General features: G+C 56.8%; 1 rRNA gene. It reads right to left on the reverse strand.

What is annotated here, in order from left to right:
- A 23S ribosomal RNA gene (locus NLX73_RS24845) occupies positions 1-577 on the reverse strand; the annotation flags it as partial.

A 577-nucleotide genomic window follows, 5' to 3' on the forward strand; every position in this document is an offset into this window, starting at 1 on the left:
TGGGAAATCTCATCTTGAGGGGGGCTTCACGCTTAGATGCTTTCAGCGCTTATCCCTTCCGTACATAGCTACCCAGCGGTGCTCCTGGCGGAACAACTGGTACACCAGCGGTACGTCCATCCCGGTCCTCTCGTACTAAGGACAGCTCCTCTCAAATTTCCTACGCCCACGACAGATAGGGACCGAACTGTCTCACGACGTTCTGAACCCAGCTCGCGTACCGCTTTAATGGGCGAACAGCCCAACCCTTGGGACCTACTTCAGCCCCAGGATGCGATGAGCCGACATCGAGGTGCCAAACCTCCCCGTCGATGTGGACTCTTGGGGGAGATAAGCCTGTTATCCCCAGGGTAGCTTTTATCCGTTGAGCGATGGCCCTTCCATGCGGTACCACCGGATCACTAAGCCCGACTTTCGTCCCTGCTCGACTTGTAGGTCTCGCAGTCAAGCTCCCTTCTGCCTTTGCACTCTTCGAATGATTTCCAACCATTCTGAGGGAACCTTGGGGCGCCTCCGTTACTCTTTAGGAGGCGACCGCCCCAGTCAAACTGCCCACCTGACACTGTCCTCGCACCGG

This window comes from Paenibacillus sp. CH40, assembly GCF_024213605.1.
Classification (GTDB): Bacteria; Bacillota; Bacilli; order Paenibacillales; family Paenibacillaceae; genus Paenibacillus; species Paenibacillus polymyxa_B.